This window comes from Actinoallomurus sp. NPDC052308, assembly GCF_040679195.1.
GTDB lineage: Bacteria > Actinomycetota > Actinomycetes > Streptosporangiales > Streptosporangiaceae > Actinoallomurus > Actinoallomurus liliacearum.
Genome location: NZ_JBFAUM010000023.1, coordinates 87,365 through 108,408, shown reverse-complemented (window position 1 = coordinate 108,408; position 21,044 = coordinate 87,365). Strand labels below are relative to the sequence as shown.

Genomic DNA, 21,044 nt, shown 5'->3' with positions numbered 1-21,044 from the left:
GCGGTCAGCCGCCGCGGGAGGCGGCGGACAGGAGGGTGAGCGCGGCCTGACGGGCGTGCTCACCCGCGTCGGCGGCGTCGTGGTGGGCGGCCACGACCGTCGCGCCTTCGACCAGCATGAGCAACTGCCGACCCAGGGCCCGCGGGTCGGCGGCTCCGGCCAGGTCGGCGATGCCGGTGAGGAGCTCGAGGTAACGGTCCAGATGACGGGCCGTGATGGCGCGTACGGCCTCCACGTGGTGCTGGGCGGCGGCGTTCAGCATCGCGCAACCGCGGAAGACCGGGTCGTCGTACCACTGCTGCAGCGCCTCGAACACCGCGGTGAGCCGGCGGGCGGGGTCCGGCCCGGCGGCCGCGACGGCGTCGGCCAACCACCGGGTCACCCGCTCGCTCCGCTCCTCGAGCATCGCCCGCACCAGCCCGTCCTTGGTGCCGAAGTGCCGGTAGAGCGTCTCCTTGGACACCCCGATACGGGTGCACAGCTCGGCGACGCCGATGCCGTCGAGGCCACGCTCGTACAGCACCGGAGTGGCCGCTTCGAGGATGGCGGCGCGAGTTCGCGCCGGGTCGATGGTCGAGCCCTTGGGAACCGGCATGCATGGATAGTACCGACCGGTTCGATCGCAGCTACCATTCAATGATCGTACCGATCGGTTCGATCTTTGGGTTCGGTCATGAAGGAGCACGACTGTGGCGACATACGTCCTCATCCCCGGCATGTGCCATGGGGGCTGGTGTTTCGAGGAGCTCACCGGGCGGCTTCGCGCGGAGGGGCACCGCGTCCACCCGCTGACGCTGACCGGGCTCGCCGAGCGCGGTCATCTGCTGCACGGCGGAGTCAATCTGGACACGCACATCCAGGACGGCATCGGCGTGCTGGCCGCGGAGAACATCGAGGACGCGGTGCTCGTCGGCCACAGCTACGGGGGAATGGTGATCACCGGGATGGCCGACCGCGCGCCCGACCGGGTCGGGACCCTCGTCTATCTGGACGCCATGGTGCCCGGCAACGGCGACTCCTGCTGGTCACTGGTCACCGACCAGGAGCGGCGGTGGTACACGGACGTCACCGACACCGGTTACGGCGTACGGCCGTTGCCGTTCTTCGACACGCGGGCCACGCCCCATCCGCTCGCCTCGCTGATGCAGCCCCTGCGGCTCACCGGCGACCTGGCGCACCTCCGTCGCAGGGTCTACGTGTACGCGGCCGGGTGGGCCGGGCCCTCCCCGTTCACGCCCGTCTACCGGCGGCTCCGCGAGGACCCCGCGTGGACGACGTACGCGCTGGACGGCGGGCACAACCTCATGCGGGACGCACCGCAGGACCTGCTGAAGGTCCTGCTGGCAGCCGCCGAACCGGCCTGACCGACGGGGAGGCCACGGCCACCGCAGTGGCGATCAGCCGACGAGTGCTTGAGTGCCCAGCACGATGGCCAGGGCGAGGCGTTCGGCGTCCTCGGTGCCGGGCTCGGCCGTGTAGATCATGATGTGCAGGTCGCTGCCCGCCACGGTGAGCACGTCGCAGTCCAGCGTCAGGGCGCCTACCTGCGGATGGTCGATCGTCTTGCGCGCGGCCTCGTGGCGGCCGACGGCACCGGAGTCCCACAGCTCGCCGAACCGCTCGCTGTGCGCGCGCAGGTCCGCCACCAGCCGCCGGAGCCGCTGGTCGCCCGGATAGCGGCCGGCGGTCGCGCGCAGGTCGGCGACCAGCGCGGCCTGCAACGCGCGCCGGGACTCCGGCGTCTGCCGGGTCCGGCCCTCGTGGCCGAGGAAGTTCCGCCACACGCCGTTGCGCTCGTTGCCCCGCCAGCCGGACGGGTCACCCATCAAGGCCGCGTACGGCGGGTTGGCCACGAGCAGCGTCCAGGACGCGTCGTAGACCGCCACGGGCGTCCCGGCCAGCCGGTCCAGCATCCGCTGGACGCTCGGGGTGATGTACGCGGGCACCGTGTCGGGGCCCGGCGGTACCAGCCCGGCCAGGCGGAACAGGTGGGTCCGCTCGTCGCCCGACAGCCGCAGGGCCCGGGCGAGGGCCTCGACGACCTGCGCGGACGGGTTGGCCGCGCGGCCCTGTTCGAGGCGGGTGACGTAGTCGACGGAGATGCCGGCCAGCAGGGCCAGCTCCTCGCGGCGGAGGCCGGGCGCGCGCCGCTGCCCACCGGCGGGCAGTCCGGCGACCTCGGGGGAGACGCGGTCGCGCCAGCGGTGCACCGTCCGCCCGAACTCCGTCGTGGTCATGCCCACCAGTGTGCACGGCCGGCCGAGGACCTGCCTGGTACCGGTGGTCCCAGGAAGACGGGACGGCTGGGTGTCTCCCGCACGCGGCGGCAGCCTGGAGACATGACGACAACACTGATCACCGGAGCGAACAAGGGGCTCGGTCACGAGACCGCCCGTCGACTCATCGCCGCGGGCCACACCGTCTACATCGGCAGCCGGGACGCCGAACGCGGTCGCCGGGCCGCCGAGCGGCTGGGCGCGCGGGCGGTCCTCCTCGACGTCACCGACGACGCGTCCGTCGCCGCGGCGGCCAAGACGATCGAGGCCGACGGCGGCCTGGACGTACTGGTCAACAACGCCGGCATCGAAGGGCGGACGCAGGACGGGGGAGTGGTCGGCGCCGCGGAGGTGACCGCGGACATCATGCGGGAGGTCTTCGAGACGAACGTCTTCGGCGTCGTTCGCGTCACCCACGCCTTCCTGCCGCTGCTGCGGCGGTCCGCGGCCCCGGTCGTGGTCAACGTCAGCAGCGGCCTGGCCTCGCTGACCGCGGTCACCGCCGAGGGCACGCCGACGTACGCGTACCCGGGAGTCGCCTACCCGGCGTCGAAGACCGCGCTCAACATGGTCACGGTGCAGTACGCCAAGGCGTTCCCGAACATGCGGATCAACGCCGTCGAGCCCGGTTACACCGCCACCGACCTGAACGGTCACACGGGTATCCAGACGGTGGAGGAGGGCGCCGAGATCATCGTGCGCATGGCGCAGGTGGGCCCCGACGGCCCGACCGGCGGCTACTTCGACGCCGAGGGCACTCTTCCCTGGTAACGCTGCCGCTCTGCGCGGTCAGGCGACCTGTACGTCCGGGATCGCGTTCAGCAACGCGCCCCACTCGGGGTACGTCGCGACCTTCTTCAGATGCATGGCGACGATCTTCGCCGCCAACTCCGGGTCGGGGTCGTCCGAGAAGCGCACTGCGGACAGCCGCGCCAGGCGCGGGATGATGAGGTGGTCGCCCTCCAGGTGCACCGGGTCGTACATGTAACGCTCGAGCGCCGCGAGATCCTCGACCGCGGCGCAGTACACGTGCGTGTAGCCCTCCGCCGGATCTCCCAGGTCCTGTCCGACGGTCGAGAAGGACACCGACTCGACCGTCGCCGTACGCCGCATGGCGGCCAGCACCTCGGCTCTCTCCTCGTCGGACGTCCCGTCCCGGAACGCGAATCGCAGCAGGTTGACGATCATGGATCTCTCTCCTTTTGAACTCGCTGGTTCACCTGATTGATCCGAACGATACACGTGATCGCTGAGACGGTGAACCAGTGAGTTCAGTGGATCGTCCTGGTTGGTAGCCTGTGAGGGTGACGGATACGGCTTCCACCAAGCGGTCGGCCCCGCGTGGCCGGATCGACAAACGGGTGGCGATCCTGGACGCCGCCTTCACCGTCTTCGCCCGTCGTGGTTACGAGCAGGCGTGTGTGCAGGAGATCGCTGAGGTGGCGGGCGTCGCCAAGCCGACCGTGTACAACCACCTCAGCGACAAGGAGAACCTGTTCCGGCACGCGATCGAGGCCGCGGCCGACGCCGTCATGGCGGACAACCTCGCTGTCGTCGACCGGATGCGCGACATCGGCGACGACCTCCGTGCCACCATGGAGGACGTCGCCTACCGCATGCTCCGGATCTGTTGTGACGAGCGTTCCCGCGCCCTACGGCGGCTCGCCTACGCCCAACTCAACCGCTTCCCTGACGTGATCGAGGTCGTGCATCGGCGCACCTCCGGCCGGCTCGCCGAGGGGCTGGCCGACCGGCTGGCGCGGTTGTGCCTGTCCGGGCACCTGCGCCCGTGCGACCCGACGCAGGCGGCGGAGCAGTTCCTCGCGCTGCTCACCGGTCCGATGGAGACCCGCTCCCAACTGGGCAGCCGGAAGGTGAGCGCCGCGGAGACCCGTGCCGTGGCGGCCGCCGCCGTCGACACCTTCCTGCGGGCATACGGCGCGGCCCCCGTGGATCCCTCCTGACGCCTCGGCGGCGCCGGCGGAACGCGCCGGGGGAGGACTTCGTCGCGCCGTCGCCGGCGATGTACGGGTGGAGATGCCGTTCGCGCACTCGTTTCCGGGGTTTTGGGCTCAGCGGCGCAGGGCGGTCTCCCGCTCCATGCGCGACAGCTTCTCGGGGTTGCGTACGGCGTAGAGCCCGGTGATGAGACCGTCGTCGATGCGCATCGCCATGACGGTGTCGACCTCGCCGTCGAGCCGGAGAACCAGCGCCGGATAGGCGTTGACCTGTGTCGACTGCAGCGACGCAGCGCCGAACCTGCTCAACCCGGCGGCCAGAGGGGCCACCCGGTCGGCCCCCACAATGGGCTCCAGCGCTGCCTGCGCGAGTCCGCCACCGTCACCGAGGAAGACGACGTCGGGTGCGAGGATGTCGAGCAGACGTTGGAGATCGCCGGTTTCGATCGCCTGGTGGAACGCTTGCAGCGCGCCTCGGGTCTCGGCCGGGGAGACGGTTCCGCGTGGTCGGCGGGCGGCGACGTGTGCGCGTGCACGGTGGGCGATTTGGCGGACCGCGGCCGGGCTCTTGTCGACGGCTTCGGCGATCTCGTCGTAGTCCAGGTCGAACACCTCACGCAGCACGAACACCGCCCGCTCGGTCGGCGCGAGCGTCTCCAGTACCAGCAGCATCGCCATCGAAAGGTTGTCGGCCAGCTCGACGTCCTCGGCCACGTCGGGCGCGGTCAGCAGCGGCTCGGGCAACCACGGGCCGACGTAGGCCTCCTTGCGGCGGCGGAGCGTACGCAGGCGGCCGAGTGCCTGGCGGGTGGTGACCCGGACCAGGTAGGCGCGCTGATCCCGCACCGTGTCGAGGTCGACGCCCGTCCACCGCAACCAGGTCTCCTGCAGGACGTCTTCGGCGTCGGCGGCCGAGCCGAGCATCTCGTACGCGACGGTGAACAGCAGGTTGCGGTGGGTCACGAACGCCTCGGTGGCGGCGTCGGTTCGGTCGCCGCCGGCGAGCGGGTCTGCTGTGTCCGTCGGCTTGACGTGCTCGCTCATGATCGGTTCCTGCCTGTTCGCTGTCGACTGTGCCACACGCATCAGATGCCGGTCGCCGTCGTTCTGTGACATCCAGGGGTCGATGGCGTACCTCACATCGCCGCGCGGTCGAAGTCGGACCCCGGCGCGAGCAGCGGCAGGAGCGTGGTCGGTGGCTGGAGAGGGCGACGCAGCACTCACGGACGCAGCAGTTGCCGCACCCGTGCGGCCTTTCGAGTGAGGTGGTCGCGCTCCGGCACGCTGGTGGCGGCGCGGGCGGCCTCGGCGTACAGCTCGGCGGCGTGCTCGAGGTCGCCGGCGCGTTCGTGCAGGTATGCGGTCACCGCGGCGTAACGGGGCAGGTCGGGGCTCACGTCGGCCAGCGCCGCCAGGCCGGCCTGGGGTCCGTCGGCCTCGCCGACCGCCACCGCGCGGTTGAGCCGCACCACCGGGCTGCCGGTGAGGAGCGCCAGTTCGTCGTACCACTCCACGATCTGCACCCAGTCCGTCTCGGCGGCGCTCCGGGCGTCCGCGTGCAGGGCGGCGATGGCGGCCTGCGCCTGGTATTCGCCCAGCCGGTCGCGGGCCAGCGCGGCCTGCAGGATCGTCACCCCCTCGGTGATCAGGCCGGTGTCCCAGCGCGACCGGTCCTGCTCGCCGAGCGGCACCAGGCGACCTCCCGGACCGGTGCGAGAGGCACGGCGCGCATGGTGCAGCAGCATGAGCGCGAGCAGCCCCACGGCCTCCGGATCGCCCGTCAAGGCGACGAGCTGGCGGGTGAGGCGGATCGCCTCGGCCGCCAGATCGACGTCTCCGCCGTATCCCTCGTTGAATACGAGGTACAGCACACGCAGCACCGTCCCGAGGTCGCCGGGCCGGTCGAGGGGCAGCCCCGCGATCCGCCGCTTGGCCCGGCTGATCCGCTGCGCCATGGTCGCCTCGGGGACCAGGTATGCCGTCGCGATCTGCTGCGTGGTCAGGCCGCCGACCGCGCGCAGCGTCAAGGCGACGGCCGAGGCCGGCGGCAGGGTGGGGTGCGCGCACAGGAAGTAGAGCCGCAGCGTGTCGTCCGTGGCGGGCGCCGGACCGGCGGCGGGCTCGGCGTGCACGGCGAGTTCGCGGCACCGCCGCGACGCCTGGGCACGGGTGGCGTCGAGGAACCTGTGCCACGCGACCGCGACCAGCCATCCCTTCGGCTCGCGCGGTGGATCGTCCGGCCAGGTCTCCAGCGCCCGGATCAGGGCTTCTTGCACGGCATCCTCGGCCGACGCGAAGTCGGCTCCGCGTCGGACGAGGACACCGATCACCGCGGGCACGAGCTCCCGCAGCAGCGACTCCTTCACTCGGTCACCGTGGGCGGCTCGGTGAAGAACGGCCGGACCTCGAGCCATTCGTGGATGGGCTCGCCGCCGGGCCCGGGAGCGGCGGACAGCTCCCCGGCCAGCTCGACCGCGCGATCCCAGGACTCCACGTCGATGATGTACCAGCCGGCGATGAGGTCCTTGGTCTCGGCGAACGGACCGTCGGTCACCGGCGGGCGCCCCTCGCCGCCGTACCGCACGAACGTTCCTTCGGGCGTCAGGGCCTGGGTGTCGACGAACTCACCCGTCTCCTCCAGGCGGGCGGCGAAGTCGCGCATGAACCGCACGTGCGCGTCGACCTCCTCCGGCGTCCACTGGTCCATCGACCCGTAGTCCACGGCGGGGGCCGGGCCACCTCGGTAGTGCTTCAGCAGCAGGTACTTCATCGTGGTTCTCCTTCGTCGTCGCGCGGCCCGTCGTGGCCGCTCTCGTCCCTGGGACGGAGCCGGCGCCACATTCTCGACACCCGAGGCTCATGACTTCTCCACGTCCGGCACCGGCGAGATCGCCGCACCGGCCGACAGGAGTCTCTCCGCCAGCGCGCGGCAGCGTCTCCTGAGCTCCGGAGGGTCCAGTACCTCGAAGTCGTGCCCCAGCAGGAGCACGTGCATGAGCACGAAGTCGAGGCTGCCGGCGCCGCTGAGCACCTCGCAGAACTCGCTGCCGCGCGGCCGTACGACGGCCGCCGATGCCGGAACCTGCGCGCGCACCGTGTCGGCCGGGGCGTGCACGAGGAAGCGCGCCTGGTGCGGGTAGACCCGACTCGCAACGCTTTCTTGGACGTACGTCGCCGCGTCGGGCGCCGCGCGCGGGTGGAAGCGCCAGGTCCGTGCGGACACATCGGTCATCCGGTCGACGCGGAAGCTACGCCAGTCGTCGCGATCGAGGTCGTAGGCGAGGAGGTACCAGCGCCGGTCGGAGGCGACCAGGCGATACGGCTCGACCCGGCGCCGTCGCACCTCGCTCCCGGACGGGTAGTCGAAGCCGGCCTCGACCTCGTCGCGGCAGGCTCGGGCCAGCGTCATGAGCACCTCCGGGTCGACCGGCACGCGGCCTCCGGAGAAGGACTCCACAGAGCCGGAGAGCGCGCGCACCTCGTGCCGCAGCCGGGTGGGCAGCACCCGGTCGAGCTTGGTCAGCGCCCGAAGCGCGGCGTCGCCGGCACCGGCGACCGCACCACCCGCGCCCGCGAGCAGCGAGACCACCGTGGCGATCGCCTCCTCGTCGTCGAGGAGCAGCGGCGGCAGGTCCTGTCCCGGGCCGAGCCGGTAGCCGCCGCCGACACCCTGGCTGGCGTACACCGGATAGCCGAGCGCGCGCAGCCGCTCCACATCACGCCGTACCGTGCGCGGCGTCACCCCGAGCCGGTCGGCGAGCTCGGGCCCGGTCCAGACCTGGCGCTGCTGCAGCAACCCGAGCAGGGTGAGCACCCGCTCCGTCGTACTCCGCTCGTCACCGCCGGCCCTGTCCATGTCGCCCCACCCTGCCAGATAGCGGACCGATTCTGTCCGCTAGAAGTGTCAGCGTGACTCCCTGAATCCGGTCGAACCAGACCGGAAACCCGGCAGCTCCAGGAGAGACTCATGACCGCCAAGACGACGCACCTCGACCCTCGAGAACTCGCCGCCAACCCCGCCTTCACACAGGGTGTGATCGCACCGGCGGCCCGGACGCTCTATGTCGGTGGCCAACTCGGCAGCGACGGCACCGGGAACCTGCTCGACGGTGTCGAAGCGCAGACCGCTCAGGCGATGCGGAACGTGCTGACCGTGCTCGCCGCGGCGGGTACCGGTCCCGAGCATGTCGTCAAACTCAACATCTACCTCGTCAATGGGGTCGACGCGCAGGTGGGATACGCGGCGGCGCGATCCGTGTGGGGCGATCACCGCACGGCCGTCACGGTCGTTTCCACCGCAGGACACGCCCGCCCGGGTGCTCTCGTGGAGATCGACGCCGTAGCGATCATCCCCGAGTAGGACGAGACACACGGATCGACCCTGTGGGCCCGGCGACGTCGGCCGGGCGATTCGGCACAGCCGGTGACGCCGTGCGCACCGTACCTGTGCCGAATCGGGGCCTCTGCTGAATCGGGTCCCCACCGGTGGTTCAGAATCCGATGGCTTCGCGGAGCAGAAGGACGGTGCCGCGCCCGGGGTGGGGCTCCGCGTTGAGGATGAGAAGGCGATTGAGGGAACTGGGCTGCCCATAGGCCTTCATGGCGCGCTCGTTCTCCAGCGGAAGGCAGTGGTCTTCGAGGCGCCGCAACGCGGTGCCCAGGTCGGGTACCACCTTCTGCGCCCCGACGATCCAGATCGCGCGGGCGGCGGCGCCGGCGTAGCCGGGCAGCTGGCTTCCGCTGGCCGAGGCGACCACGAGGGAGCCGGTTTCGGTGACCGCCGCGACGCTGCCCACGATGACGTCAGGGGTGGACATCAGCCGCCAGATCTCGCGCATCTGGGTGGCGCGGTCCATGACCAGGCCGCGTGGCTTGACGGCGTCGTAGCGTCCGCTGGCGTTGATGTCCTCATCGATGCCGGACAGGCGGAGGGTCTCGCTGGCCCCGGTGAACACGCTGGCGCCCTCGGGGATCAGCTCTTTGACGCGGGTACGCGCGGCGGCGGCGTCGTCGAGGATTTCGACGGTGAAACCGTGTGCGGTCAACGCAGCGGCCGCCCGCTCCAGGTGCTGCGCGGGCGCCGGGTCGGCGAACGGTGCTGTCGGCGTTGGGATGGTCATGGTGTCTCTGTGCTTCCTGTTCGCTGGATGGTGCGTTCCTCCGAGCAGTACGACGACACAGCCGCTGCGAATGTGAGGCGACGCACCGGCCTCACATTCCAAGGGGCTGTCTCGTCGAACCGGTGAGAGCGGATGCGACCAGGGGGGGCGACACCATGACCACCGGATACGGGCCAGGAGAGGGCCGGGCCGACCCGGGTCTGAACGCGATCGTGAGCGAGCGGCGGCAGCTGATCAATCTCGCCTATCGGCTGCTCGGCTCGCTGGCCGAGGCCGAAGATGTCGTCCAGGAGACCTACGCCCGCTGGTACGCCATGTCCCGGGAGCAGCAGGGGGCCATCGCGTCCCCCGGCGCCTGGCTGACGAGGGTCGCCAGTCGCATCTGCCTGGACGTGCTCGGCTCGGCGCGCGCGAGGCGGGAGCGGTATGTGGGCGAGTGGATCCCCGAGCCGCTGCCCGAGCGTACGGAGTGGATCAGCGGGCGGCCGGGCGGTGCGACCGTCGACCCGGCCGACCGGGTCACCCTGGACGAGTCGGTCAACATGGCCTTCCTGGTCGTGCTCGAATCGATGACCCCGGCCGAACGCGTCGCGTTCATCCTGCACGACGTCTTCTGCCACTCCTTCGCCGAAGTGGCCGAGATCGTCGGCCGTACACCGGCGGCATGCCGCCAGCTGGCCTCCTCGGCCCGCCGCCGCATTCGCGAATCGCAGGGCCCCGCGAGTCCGACGACCCAGCAGGCCGGCATCGTCAGGGACTTCAAACAGGCATGGGAGGCCAAGGACATCGACGCCCTGATCGGCCTGCTCGACCCCGACGCCACGGCGATCGCCGACGGCGGCGGCCTCGTCACCACCTTCCTGCGCCCCATCGAAGGCGGCGAGCAGGTCGCGCGCGCCTGGATCGAGATCGCCAACCGAAGGCCCGGCAACATGACGTTCCTGGAGCGTACGGTCAATGGTCAGCCCGGCCTGGTGGCTCAGCAAGACGGCGTCACCGTGACGGTGTTCGCGTTCGAGGTCACGGGCGAGCGGATCAAGCGCATCTGGGTGGTACGCAACCCCGAGAAGCTCCGTCGCTGGACGATGGGCTGAGGAGCGTCGCGACGGGAGCGGGGGCCATTGCGGGAGAGGGTCAGCTCGAGCCGGATGTCAGAACACGCTCGAGCGCCGCCCGGCCTGCGGGTCCCCATGTCGGCTTGCCACCAGGCAGGCCCCGATCCCCGTTCTGGCCCATACGAATAAGGAAAAGGCTCTTCAGCGCGGCCAGTCCTCGGGCGCGCCGGATCGTCGCCTCGTCCGCGCGCGCGTACACCTCGAAGAACCGTGAGCCCGCGCCCGCGGGAAGGAGCAGCCACGCGGCCGCGAGGTCCCACGCCGGATCGCCGGCGAACATGTCACCGAAATCAATCACGCCCGAGAGCGTCCCGTCCGAGACGACGACATTCGCGGGATGGAGGTCACCGTGCAGCCATAGCGGCGGACCCTCCCACTCGGGAGCCGCGACAGCATCGTCCCAGACGGCCCGGACGTCGGCGGCGATGCCGCCGAGGGCAACGGCTTGCAAGGACTTCTCGAAGCCGTCCGTGCACTTCTTGGGGTGAGCGCCGCGGTCCGAACTGGTCGGCGCCTCGGCGGGCGCCTCCGCATGGAGCGCCCTGAGGAAGCCCGCCAGAGTGTCGGCCGCGTGGTCGTCGCGGCTGATCGAGGCGGAGTCAAGTGGCTCGCCGGGAACCCACGTCATGACGCTCCAGAGCCTCGGGAAGCGCGCGGACGGTTCGCCGATCCGCACAGGAGTCGGAACCGGGAGCGGAAGGCGCGGGGCCAGGACGGGCAGCCATTGGCGCTCCTTGCGCTGGAGATCCGGGGCACGTTCCGTGCGCGGCATGCGCACGACCAGCTCATCCCCAAGGCGCCACATCTGGTTGTCCCAGCCGCCCGCCACCTCGCGGATGGCCAACCCCGCAAGGTCCGGATGCTGCTCCTTGAGAAGATCGTGTACCAGCTCGGCGGTGATCTCGATCTCGGAGTCGGTCATGTGAAGTGACCGTACGCGAGGCAGGCGGACCGGACACTCAGGTGGTCGTTCGCGACCGGGCCTCGGCGGCCCAGGAGGGTGCGTTCCATTGGTCGGCGATGGTGGCGGCCTGGGTGAAGTGGGCGGCGGCCTCCTGATCGCGGCCGAGGAGGACGGCCAACTCGCCGAGGGCGTGGGCGACCGGGCGCAGCGCCACCGACAGACTCGTGGCGCCCGCCGGGGGGCCGCCGCGGTGCGGAAGCAGCGTCGCGTAGATCTCCTCGGCGGCGTCGCGGTCGTTCAAGGCGACGATGGCCATCGCGCGCAAGGTTGTGAGGAAGGTGAAGAAGAAGTCGGGGCGGATCGGGCTGGGTGACGCGCGGACCTCGCGGGCTTCGGCGTCCAGGCCGTTGGCGTGGAGGGCGAGCGCGAGCAGGTCGGAGGTAATGGGGCCGAGCGCGGTGTGGAGGGCGCGAACGTCGTCCAGGTGCGCACCGAGCGTACCGTCGTTCAGCCAGATCGTGGCCAGGGCGAGGTGGAGAAAGCCCGTGGCGTGCACCGATCCGATGCGCCGCATGCCCTCGTCGGCCTTGATGTAGAGGAGTTCGGCGTCGGCGAATCGGCCTTCGATGAGCGCCAGGGTCGCCAGCGTGATCTCGGCGACGGCGATCGCCTCGGGCATTCGGTAGGTGCGCGCGAGTTCCAGGGCCTCGGTGGTCACCTGGCGCATGGTCACCGGGTCGTTGGCGGCGGCGGCGCCGGAGGCGTGGTTGAGCAGCCCGGTGACGCGGTAGACCGGCAGGTCGTACTCGGCGCCGATCTCCACGAGTTCCCGGCAGAGCTCGGCGTCGCCGTGGACTCGGGTCAGGATCTGGAGTGCCGCGGCCCGCAGCCGGGGTTCGGTGGCGAGGTCGAGTGCCTCCTGCGCTGCCTCCAGGACGGTCGGGTCGTCCTCGCCGACCAGTTCGTTCGCGTACGCCGTCAGGAGCCGGGACCGCACCGGAGGGGCCAGGTCGCGCTTCAGCAGGCGGCTCAGGCGGTCGACAATGGGCCGGTCCACCGTGCCGTACGTACGGGCCTGCCAGGCGGTCGGCTCTGTCCACGCGGTGAACGCGGCGATCATCAGGTCGTCCCGGCCCAGGGACTCCGCGTACTCCACGGCTTCACGGCGTGTCTCGCGGGCGGCTCCGACGGCTCCCGCCCGGATCTGCGCGCGCAGCAGCCTGCCGAGCAATTCGACGCGTTCGTCCGGTCCGGTCGAGTTGGTGACGGCGTCAGTGAGGAGGTCGGCCGCCACGTCGTGGGCGTAGCGGGCCTCGGCGAGCTCGGCGGCCCGGACGCAGTAGCCGACGGCCTTCGGTGAGCCGGCGCGCGCGTAGTGGTGGGCCAGCGCCGCGATGTCGTCGGTGCCTTCAAGAGCGGCGGCGATCCGGGCGTGCATCCGGGTGGCACGCAATCTGCTGAGGTCGGCGACGAGCGTGTCCCTGACGAGGGCGTGGACGAAGCGGATGTGGCCTGGGCCGGGCTCGTCGAGGAGCCCGGCGATGACGCCCGCGTCCAGCGCGTCCATCACGCCGTCCTCGTCGGTGTCGGCGGCCTTGACGAGGACGTCCACTGAACTTTCCCGGCCCGCGACCGCGGCGAGCCGGAGGATGGACACGCCTCCCTCGGGCAGGCGCGCGAGCCGGCGCCGGAGGACGTCCCGTACTCCCTCGGGGACCTCGGAGAGGGCGACCAGCGCGCCTTCGCCGTTCAGCAACCGGGCGCTTTCGCGCACGTAGAACGGGTTGCCGCCGGTGCGCTCGGCGATCCCGGCGATGGTCTCCTCGTCGGCCGCGCATTCGTTCCGTACGAGCTCCGCGACGGCCTCGTCGTTCAGCCCCGGCAGCGCTAGGCGGACGGGCGCGGCGCGCGCGAGGGAGGCCAGCGTTTCGGTGAGGTGCCCACTCTCGTCCGCGCGGTACGCGGCGACGACCAGGATCGGGGCCCGCAGGCCGAGGCCGCCGCCGAGCAGTTCCAGCGTGGCGGCGTCCGCCCAGTGCAGGTCGTCCAGCACGACGGCGACCGGTCGTTCCGTGGCGACCGCCGCGAGCCACTTCCACACGGCTTGGCGCAGCCGGAACCGTCCGGCGGTGGGGTCGGCGTTCACCGGCTCGGTGTCGGTGAGCAGCGGCGCGAGGGCGTCCGCGAACTCGCCTGGGGACGTGGTCGCGGCGACGGCTCTCAGCGCCTCGGTCCAGGCCCAGGCGGGCGGCGCGCTGTCGACCTCGGGGCAGTGGCCGGCGGCGACCAGCCATCCGTCACGTTCGAGGCGCCTGCCGAGGTGTTCCAGGAGCGTCGACTTGCCGAGCCCGGCCTCGCCGGTGACAAGGGCGATGCGGGCGCCGTCGGTGGCGGCCTCGGCGGCGGCCATGACCAGTGCCGACAGCTGTGCCTCACGTCCGACGAATGGCGCCTCGTTGATCGGAGCCGGCCGCGGCAGCGGTGCGGTCGGCGGGGGCGAGGGCACGGTCTCGCGCATGACGTCCGTGCGCTGGGTGAGGATCGCCTCCTCCAACGCCGTCAGGTCCGGGCCGGGGTCGAGCCCGAGCTCCTCGGCGAGGATGCCGCGGGCGCGGCGGAGCGTCGCCAGCGCGTCGGCCTGGCGGCCGCTGCTCCACAGCGCCAAGGCGTGCAGCCGCCAGCCTTCCTCGCGGAGGGGCTCGTCGCGGGTGAGCCGCTCGGCCTCGGGAACCACCGCGGCGGGGTCGCCGATTCGCAGTCCCGCCGCGACGTGCAGTTCGGTGGCGACCAGACGCAGCTCGCCCAGCCGGGACGTCTCGGCGGCGGCCCACGGCTCGTCGGCGACCTCGGCGAACGCCGGTCCCTGCCACAGCCCCAGCGCCTCGGCGAGCCGAGCCCGGGCGGCGCGCGGGTCGGTGTCCGTACGGGCCTGGTCGAGCAGGTCCTCGAACCGCCACGCGTCCACCGACTCCCGCGAGAGCCGCAGCGCATAACCGGGCGACGCGCTCACCAGCAGCCGGGCCGGCGTGCGCGGCGGACGCCCGGGCTCCAGCAGCCGGCGCAGGTTGGACACGTACGCCTGCAAGGACATCAGCGCCCGCGCGGGCGGCTCCCCGCGCCACAGATCCTCGATCATCCGGTCGACCGGCACGACCTGCCCACGCGCCGCCACCAGCAACGCCAGCACGCCCCGCTGCCGCGGCCCGCCGAGGTGAACGGTCTCACCGTTCACCTCGGCCGCGAACGAACCCAGCACCCGGACGAAGACCATGATCCGCACATCGTACGTGGACTGCTCCAAGTCACCTCCAAGTCCCCTCCAAAGGCCCGGGAGCAGCCTGAACACATCGCAACCGATGAAGGGCAAGGAACAGATGAGCGTCAACACCCAGGACATGGAGATCGTCCACCGCGTCCTCCGCCGTGAGTCACGGCTGCTGGTGGAGCTCGTCGCGGCCGTCGCCCCGGGTGACACCGTTCGCGCCAAGGTGATCGCCGACCACTTCCGCATCTACCGGTTGGGCCTGCACAACCATCACGAGGGCGAGGACGAGCTGCTGTGGCCGCCGCTCCTTTCCCGGGTGGACCTGGAGGCCGACATCGTCCTGCGCATGGAGGCCCAGCACGAACGCATCGCGGCCACCCTGACCAGGCTGGACGCCGCGGTCCCCGCCTGGGAGGCCACCGCGGGCGCCGACGAACGCGACACCCTCGTGGCCGCCCTCACCGAGCACCGCGCGGTCCTGCTGGAACACCTCGACGACGAGGAGGCCACCCTCCTGCCGCTCGCGGCCAAGCACATCACCGAACAGGAGTGGGCCTCCCTGGGCGACCACCTGGTGAACAACACCCCCAAGCCCACCCTGCTCACGCTCTTCGGCGCCGTCCTGGAAGACGCCAACCCGGCCGAGCGCGCCCTCGTCCTGCGCGGCCTCCCCACCCCGGTCCGCGTCGTCTGGCACGTCATCGGCCGCCCCCGCTACGCCCGCCACATCCGCCGCGTCCGCGGCTGAACCCTGCCCAGTCTGAACATCAAAGGAGAAGAACCATGTCGCTGAAGAACGTCAACACCGTCCTGGCCGCCGCCGTCGTCCTGTTCACTCTCTACCTCGGGATCTCCTTCGTCCTGACCCCCGAGACGTCCGCCCCGGGCTTCGGCCTGCCGAACTGGCCCTCTGGCGACGGCGGCGGATTCCTCATCGTGAAGGGCAGCCGCGAACTCGCGATGGGCCTGGCCATGGGCGTCCTGCTGGTGGCGGGCCACCGCCGCGCCCTGGGCTGGGTCCTGCTGATGGTGGCCGTCGCCCCGCTCGGCGACATGGTCAACGTCCTGGCCCACCACGGCTCCATGGCCGCCGCGTTCGGCATCCACGGCCTGACCTCGGCGCTGATCGCGGTCACCGGCCTGCTGATCCTCCGCGAGTCCGGCAAGGCGCGTAAGGCCCAGGAGGCCGCCGCCCCAGCGCCCGCCGCGCAGCCCGCCTGACGTCTGCACGCACCGAAGGGGTGGACGGTGCTCCTTCGCATTCTCTGAGAACTCGAAAAAGGGAGACGACGATGACGATCAACGATCTGCGCGGTGTCCTCAAGGGGCGCGTGCTCCTTGCCGATGACGACGGCTTCGAACAGGCGGCCACCGCGTGGAATCTGACCGTCAGGCAGCCGGTGGCTGCCGTGGTGGAGGCCGCGGATGCCGATGACGTGGCGGCGCTCGTGCGTTACGCGCGGCGGGCGGGTATGACGGTGGCCGCGCAGCCGACCGGGCATGGAGCCTCGGGTGATGTGGAAGGCCTGATCCTGTTGCGGACCGGCCTGCTGAACGAGGTGGAGGTACGCGCGGAGGAGCGCGTGGTCCGGGTGGGCGCGGGCGTGAGGTGGGGGCAGGTGCTGGCGGCGGCCGGTCCGCTGGGTCTGACCGGCCTGTCCGGCAGCGCGCCGGGGGTCGGCGTGACCGGCTACACCCTGGGCGGTGGGGTCGGCTGGTTCAGCCGCAAGTACGGCTTCGCCTCCGACAGCGTGCGGGCCATCGACATCGTGGACGCCGATGGCGAGCCCGGCCGGGTGACCGCCGAGTCCGATCCCGAGTTGTTCTGGGCGCTGCGCGGCGGTGGCGGGGACTTCGCGGTGGTGACCGCCCTCGAACTCGAGCTGTATCCCGCGCCCACCATGTACGGCGGGCGCGTCATCTGGCCGGAGCACCGGACCAGAGAGGTATACGACGCATTCCTGGAGATCACCGCCGAGGCGCCGCGTGAACTCAGTGTCTGGATCAACCGGTTCCAGCCACCCGGCGCATCGCCGATGGTGACGCTGGATCTGGCCTACCTGGGTGAGGCGGCTCAGGGGGAGGACCTGCTGGCGCGCATCGACAAGGTTGAGGGCGCGATCTCCGACAGCCGCGGCGTCGTCCCGGTCGCCGACCTGGGGGACATCACCGCCGAGCCCACCGACCCGACCCCTTCCATCACTCGTGCGGAGCTGCTCACCGGCCTGGACGCGGACGCGGTGGAGCTCCTGCTGGCCAAGCCGGTCGAACCGCTCATCAACGTACAGATCAGGCACCTGGGCGGGGCGCTCGCCGAGCCGGGCGGCGGGGCCGGCGCGAGCGGCGCGGTGGTTGAGCCGTACCTGCTGGGCCTGCTGGGCCTCGGCCTGCCGCATATGGCCGATGCGACGCGCGCCAAGCAGGCCGAGGTCGTGGCCGATCTGGAGGCTTACATCAGCGGCCGCAAGCCGTACACCGTGCTGTCTCCTGGTGAGACGGCGGCGAAGTCCTTCTCCGGCAGCGCGCTCGCGCGGCTGCGGGAGATCAAGCGGGCCCGTGACCCGCACAACGTCTTCCGCGCGAACTACCCGGTGCTCGGATAGATCGGTTCCCCGCAGGTCGCGGCCCCTCCGCCCACCAGGGCGGCGGGGCCGCGAATCAGTCTCGATGCTCCTCTCGGGCCCGTCCTTGCTCATCGTGGCGGGCGCGCAGCTCGGCGGTGATGGCGCGTTCGCGCTGGGCGTCCGCGTCGGCGCGGGCCGCGGCGCGGTCGCGCTCCAGGTCACGGACACGGGCGTGTTCCGCGCTCAACCGCAGGCGCGCCTCCTCCAGCTCACCGCGCAGGCGTTCGGCGGCCGCTCGGGCCTCGGCGGCTTCGGCGCGGATCCGGTCCGTGTCCGCGAGGGCCGCGTCCCGTACGGCGACGGCGGCGGCGCGCTCGGCGTCGGCGGAGGCAGCCCTGGTCTCGGCACGCTCCCGGCCGGCCTCGGCGACCTCCGCCCGAGCGTCCGCGGCCGTCCGGTCCCGGTCGGCCTGTACGGCGACGGTCCGCGCCTCGGCGAGCTCGGCCCGAGCCTCCTCCAGCCGGGCGCGGGCCTGTTCGGTCTCGTCTTCGGCGCGCTGGGCGGCGGCCAGGGCCTCCGCCTGCGCGCGCCGCGCGACCTCGGCGTCCTGCCGGGCGCGTTCGGCCTCGGCTCGTGCGCGCTCGACGTCTTCGGCGGCCGCCCGGCGGATGTCCTCGATCTCCTGAGTGGCCCGCCGAGCCGTCTCCTCGGCGGTGTTCTCGGCCTGACGCACCAGGTCCGCCGCCTCCGCCTGTACGCGTTCGGCCTCAGCACGCGCGTGATCGGCGGCGTTCCGAGCCTCCGCCTGGCCGCGCTCGGCCTCCTCCGTCCGCTGCTCGGCGGCTGCGGCGCGGGCGTCGGCGTCCGCGGCGGCCTGCTGGGCCTGCTCGGCGAGGCGGGTCGCCTCTTCCCGGGCCGCCATCGCGGCGGCCACCCGGGCCTGCGCCTGCGCGCGCTCGGCGCTCAGCCGGGCCTCGACACCGCGCGGCGACAGCTCGGACTCCAGCGCGGACGCGAGGGGAGCGATGGCGGCGGTGAGGCCCTGCTCCATGCGGTCGTAGAGGTCCTCGGCGCGGGCGAGCGCTCCTTCGAGACCGGGCACCGCGCGGCGCAGCTCGCGGTCGCGTTTGGCGCGGGCCTGGCAGTCGCCGTCCAGGCAGTACGCACGTGGTCGGCCGCGTCCGGTCCGCTGGGGGACCGGACGTCCGCAGTAGCGACAGGGCCGCTCCGCCGGCTGTGTCTCGTCCGCGTCGGCGTCTTGGGCACTCGAGGTCGTCACGACGCCAGCCTAGCATTTTCTGTTTTTCTGTTTCCGGAAAATAAGAAGTCCTAGAAAAACACATCTCCAACCCACGGGAATGATGATTCCCGCAAGTTACATTGAGCCACGGGAGCACTGCAAGCCGCTGGCCGGCCATCTGATCGCCATGCCCGACCCGTGGAAGGGATGGATGTGGATCCGTCAATCCTGGGTCCAGGAACTGCTCGCCGACCTGGCCACCGGCCGCATCCCCCTCACTCACGAAGCACTCCACGCGCTGCCGAACTGGCGCACCGTCGCCTACCTCCGCGATCTCCTCATGGCCAGCGGCGTCCTGCCCGCCCTCGACAAGCAGCTGCTGCACTATGAGACGTGGCTGACCCGCCGCCTCGTCGAACTCGACGGCCACCCGCACCAGCAGACGCTGCGCCGGTTCGCCACCTGGCATGTGCTGCCCCGGCTGCGGGACCGGGCCCGTCAGCGACCGCTCACACCCAACGTCCGCCGCTTTGCCGGTGAGCAGTTCACCGCGGCCCGCAAGTTCCTGACCTGGCTCGACGAACGCGACTTCACCCTGGCCACCTGCACCCAGGCCGACCTCGACGCCTGGAACGCCACGCACGGCGAGCACCACCGCCGCGTCCTTCGGGCGTTCCTGCTCTGGGCCATGAACAACCGCCGCATGCCCCGGCTCACCCTCCCCGTCCAACAGGCCCCCAAGGGTGAACGGCTTAGCCAGCACCGGCGCCTGGAACTGATCCGCCGAGCCGCCACCGATGTCCAGATCCCACTGCCGACCCGGGTCGCCGCCTGCCTGATGCTCCTCTACGCCCAGCCGGTCAGCCGCCTTCTGCGCCTGACCATCAACGACGTTCTCCGCCAGGACGACGGGATCTTCCTGCGGCTCGGTGATCCGCCCACACCGGTGCCCGAACCGTTCGCCACCCTGCTGGCCGAGCTCATCGACCACCGGCCCAACATGAACACCGCCACCAACCCCCACACGCGATGGCTGTTCCCCAGTCGCCGCGCTGCCCAGCCCCTCAACACCGGCACCATGCTGCAGCGACTCCGCGACCACGGCTTCCCCACCCAGACGGCCCGAACCTCCGCACTACGCCAGCTCGTGCTCCAAGCCCCCACCCCGGTCATCGCAGAGTCCCTCGGCTTCCACCACCAGACCACCACCCGCGTCGCCACCTAGGCCGGCAAGACCTGGACCCGCTACGCCCCCGGTGACCACACACCGCGGCAGCTTCAGCGAGAAACTCCACGCTCGCCACGGACGTAGTCGAGGTATTCGTCCTGAACCACGCCAAGGTTGACCCAGTGCCCTCGCACCGCTGAGGTGAGCTCTTCGGCCAGCGACATCGCCGCCCCAGCATCATCAGCCTGGCCGATCTGACGGCCGAACTCATCATCTGGATCAGCCGGAAGAAACTCCCAAAGATCAGCGAAGTGCTCGCCACCCACATCCTCAGCGACATGGAGCACAACCGCGAAGCCGTCCCTGACAGGGTGAACCTCCACCCAACTGATCACCACCCGGCGCTCCTCGGCACGACTCGACCCCAGGAACTGCGCGATCGCCTTCCCGCGCTGCAACGCTCCCAAAGCGAACGAGTCCGCCAAGTACCGCATCCGGACATCGTAATGATCAACGCCAGCAGCCCCCCACCTCACCTGGCCGCCGCGGGGGAATTGGGGGTTCAGCAGCAACCGAACGGCCAGTCACGTTAAGGAGCCCGGTCGGCGTCTCTTGCCGTGACTGGCCGTTCCGATGCGGGTGGGGCGTCGCCTTCGGCGGGGATCTCGTAACGGTTCGGTCGCTGTGTGTGGGTTACTGGTGGGTCGGTCCTACTTTGCGGCGTATGCGGGTGGAGTTCTTGACCGATGATGAGGCGGCTGCGTCCCGACCTTCCCGACTTCGTCGGCTCGGCTTAGTTCACCTAGAGATCGAGCATCCGCGTCAGGGCCTGCTCCCACCAGTCCAGGGTCTCGGCCGGCGCGGCGTCCGCCAGGCCGGCGCTACGGCGGAACTCGGTGCCCACGATGGGGTCCAGGGCAACACCTTGGTGCAGTGCGGCGACGGTGAGCTGGACGCGCCGTCGATCGGGTGTCCGGCCACGTGCGCGGATCCGCTCGCTCAGCGCGTCGACCACCGGTGACAGCATCCCGGTGGCCGCGTCGCGCCACCCAGACTGGTGCAGGGCAAGGGCCAGCTCGGCGTACCCGTCGGCGTAGACCTCGGCGAGCGAGGCCGCCAGCTGCTCGACGTCACCGCCGCTGGCCTGCGCCAGGCGCTTTCTAAGGCGCGCCCCGCCGTGCCGGAGCAGCGCCACCAGCAAGTGGTCACGAGTGCCGAAGTGGTGGTTGATCGCCGCATCGGTGATACCGACCTCCGCGGCCACGGCCCGTACCTGGACCGCTGCCACTCCGCCTGCGATCAGCAACCGCTCGGCCGCCTCCAAGATGAGCCGCCTGGCTTCCTGCGGTTCTCGCCGCACACGTCCTGCCATGACAGCCAACCCTACCTTGACCCTCCAAGGTTCAAAGGTTTACCTTACCTTGGACACTCAAG

At 71.2% G+C, this 21,044-nt stretch carries 22 protein-coding genes; 9 read left to right on the top strand and 13 right to left on the bottom strand.

Features of this window, described 5'->3' with window-relative positions; translation table 11 throughout:
- Nucleotides 1-4 precede the first annotated feature (4 nt).
- Nucleotides 5-595, bottom strand: a complete 591-nt coding sequence (locus AB0L00_RS35640; RefSeq protein WP_364441716.1) for a TetR/AcrR family transcriptional regulator — start codon at nt 593-595, stop codon at nt 5-7.
- A gap of 94 nt (nt 596-689) precedes the next feature.
- On the opposite strand from AB0L00_RS35640, the gene AB0L00_RS35635 reads away from it, so the two are divergent.
- Complete coding sequence (locus AB0L00_RS35635; RefSeq protein ID WP_364441715.1) at nt 690-1,364, top strand: alpha/beta fold hydrolase; 675 nt, start codon at nt 690-692, stop codon at nt 1,362-1,364.
- A 33-nt stretch (nt 1,365-1,397) separates the two neighbouring features.
- Here AB0L00_RS35635 and AB0L00_RS35630 read toward each other — a convergent pair whose 3' ends face one another.
- The gene (locus AB0L00_RS35630) at nt 1,398-2,237 is read right to left on the bottom strand and encodes a helix-turn-helix transcriptional regulator (protein ID WP_364441714.1); all 840 of its coding nucleotides are present in this window, start codon (nt 2,235-2,237) and stop codon (nt 1,398-1,400) included.
- A gap of 102 nt (nt 2,238-2,339) precedes the next feature.
- On the opposite strand from AB0L00_RS35630, the gene AB0L00_RS35625 reads away from it, so the two are divergent.
- A complete protein-coding gene (locus AB0L00_RS35625; protein WP_364441713.1) occupies nt 2,340-3,047 on the top strand; it encodes an SDR family NAD(P)-dependent oxidoreductase in 708 nt (235 codons plus the stop codon).
- An 18-nt stretch (nt 3,048-3,065) separates the two neighbouring features.
- Here AB0L00_RS35625 and AB0L00_RS35620 read toward each other — a convergent pair whose 3' ends face one another.
- Nucleotides 3,066-3,464: a Dabb family protein gene (locus AB0L00_RS35620; RefSeq protein WP_364441711.1), complete on the bottom strand. Its 399-nt coding sequence runs from the start codon at nt 3,462-3,464 to the stop codon at nt 3,066-3,068.
- A gap of 116 nt (nt 3,465-3,580) precedes the next feature.
- Between AB0L00_RS35620 and AB0L00_RS35615 the strand changes: the two genes are divergently transcribed.
- Entirely contained in the window at nt 3,581-4,240 is a 660-nt protein-coding gene (locus AB0L00_RS35615) for a TetR/AcrR family transcriptional regulator (protein WP_364441710.1), read from the top strand.
- A 108-nt stretch (nt 4,241-4,348) separates the two neighbouring features.
- On the opposite strand, the gene AB0L00_RS35610 is transcribed toward AB0L00_RS35615, so the two are convergent.
- From AB0L00_RS35610 to AB0L00_RS35595, 4 genes are all read right to left on the bottom strand, one after another.
- On the bottom strand, nt 4,349-5,278 hold the full coding sequence (locus tag AB0L00_RS35610; protein ID WP_364441709.1) for an RNA polymerase sigma-70 factor: 930 nt from the start codon (nt 5,276-5,278) through the stop codon (nt 4,349-4,351).
- Nucleotides 5,279-5,454: 176 nt separating this feature from the next.
- The gene (locus AB0L00_RS35605; protein ID WP_364441708.1) at nt 5,455-6,600 is read right to left on the bottom strand and encodes a DUF6596 domain-containing protein; all 1,146 of its coding nucleotides are present in this window, start codon (nt 6,598-6,600) and stop codon (nt 5,455-5,457) included.
- Nucleotides 6,597-7,004 (bottom strand): YciI family protein, encoded by a 408-nt coding sequence (locus AB0L00_RS35600; protein WP_345348159.1) that lies wholly within the window; start codon nt 7,002-7,004, stop codon nt 6,597-6,599. Before AB0L00_RS35600 ends, AB0L00_RS35605 begins: the two co-directional genes overlap by 4 nt.
- Before the next feature lie 87 nt (nt 7,005-7,091).
- On the bottom strand, nt 7,092-8,090 hold the full coding sequence (locus AB0L00_RS35595) for a YafY family protein (protein WP_364441706.1): 999 nt from the start codon (nt 8,088-8,090) through the stop codon (nt 7,092-7,094).
- Between the two features lie 111 nt (nt 8,091-8,201).
- On the opposite strand from AB0L00_RS35595, the gene AB0L00_RS35590 reads away from it, so the two are divergent.
- Entirely contained in the window at nt 8,202-8,594 is a 393-nt protein-coding gene (locus AB0L00_RS35590) for a RidA family protein (RefSeq protein WP_364441703.1), read from the top strand.
- Nucleotides 8,595-8,724: 130 nt separating this feature from the next.
- Here the strand turns inward: AB0L00_RS35590 and AB0L00_RS35585 are convergent, their stop codons facing one another.
- Complete coding sequence (locus AB0L00_RS35585) at nt 8,725-9,354, bottom strand: LUD domain-containing protein (protein WP_364441702.1); 630 nt, start codon at nt 9,352-9,354, stop codon at nt 8,725-8,727.
- 155 nt (nt 9,355-9,509) lie between these two features.
- On the opposite strand from AB0L00_RS35585, the gene sigJ reads away from it, so the two are divergent.
- On the top strand, nt 9,510-10,448 hold the full coding sequence (gene sigJ / locus AB0L00_RS35580) for an RNA polymerase sigma factor SigJ (RefSeq protein WP_364441701.1): 939 nt from the start codon (nt 9,510-9,512) through the stop codon (nt 10,446-10,448).
- 40 nt (nt 10,449-10,488) lie between these two features.
- Here sigJ and AB0L00_RS35575 read toward each other — a convergent pair whose 3' ends face one another.
- Together AB0L00_RS35575 and AB0L00_RS35570 are read right to left on the bottom strand one after the other, a co-directional pair.
- Nucleotides 10,489-11,391: an aminoglycoside phosphotransferase family protein gene (locus tag AB0L00_RS35575; protein ID WP_364441699.1), complete on the bottom strand. Its 903-nt coding sequence runs from the start codon at nt 11,389-11,391 to the stop codon at nt 10,489-10,491.
- Between the two features lie 37 nt (nt 11,392-11,428).
- Nucleotides 11,429-14,674, bottom strand: a complete 3,246-nt coding sequence (locus AB0L00_RS35570) for a BTAD domain-containing putative transcriptional regulator (RefSeq protein WP_364441697.1) — start codon at nt 14,672-14,674, stop codon at nt 11,429-11,431.
- A 55-nt stretch (nt 14,675-14,729) separates the two neighbouring features.
- Here AB0L00_RS35570 and AB0L00_RS35565 point away from each other — a divergent pair, with 55 nt between their 5' ends.
- From AB0L00_RS35565 to AB0L00_RS35555, 3 genes are all read left to right on the top strand, one after another.
- Nucleotides 14,730-15,386 (top strand): hemerythrin domain-containing protein, encoded by a 657-nt coding sequence (locus AB0L00_RS35565; RefSeq protein ID WP_364441695.1) that lies wholly within the window; start codon nt 14,730-14,732, stop codon nt 15,384-15,386.
- A gap of 35 nt (nt 15,387-15,421) precedes the next feature.
- Entirely contained in the window at nt 15,422-15,859 is a 438-nt protein-coding gene (locus AB0L00_RS35560) for a DUF4267 domain-containing protein (RefSeq protein ID WP_364441694.1), read from the top strand.
- 71 nt (nt 15,860-15,930) lie between these two features.
- A complete protein-coding gene (locus AB0L00_RS35555; RefSeq protein ID WP_364441692.1) occupies nt 15,931-17,241 on the top strand; it encodes an FAD-binding protein in 1,311 nt (436 codons plus the stop codon).
- A gap of 55 nt (nt 17,242-17,296) precedes the next feature.
- Here AB0L00_RS35555 and AB0L00_RS35550 read toward each other — a convergent pair whose 3' ends face one another.
- The gene (locus tag AB0L00_RS35550) at nt 17,297-18,481 is read right to left on the bottom strand and encodes a hypothetical protein (protein ID WP_364441691.1); all 1,185 of its coding nucleotides are present in this window, start codon (nt 18,479-18,481) and stop codon (nt 17,297-17,299) included.
- A gap of 172 nt (nt 18,482-18,653) precedes the next feature.
- Between AB0L00_RS35550 and AB0L00_RS35545 the strand changes: the two genes are divergently transcribed.
- Entirely contained in the window at nt 18,654-19,667 is a 1,014-nt protein-coding gene (locus AB0L00_RS35545) for a hypothetical protein (RefSeq protein WP_364441690.1), read from the top strand.
- A 53-nt stretch (nt 19,668-19,720) separates the two neighbouring features.
- On the opposite strand, the gene AB0L00_RS35540 is transcribed toward AB0L00_RS35545, so the two are convergent.
- A complete protein-coding gene (locus AB0L00_RS35540) occupies nt 19,721-20,104 on the bottom strand; it encodes a hypothetical protein (RefSeq protein ID WP_364441688.1) in 384 nt (127 codons plus the stop codon).
- A 308-nt stretch (nt 20,105-20,412) separates the two neighbouring features.
- A complete protein-coding gene (locus AB0L00_RS35535; RefSeq protein ID WP_364441687.1) occupies nt 20,413-20,982 on the bottom strand; it encodes a TetR family transcriptional regulator in 570 nt (189 codons plus the stop codon).
- Between the last annotated feature and the right edge of the window lie 62 nt (nt 20,983-21,044).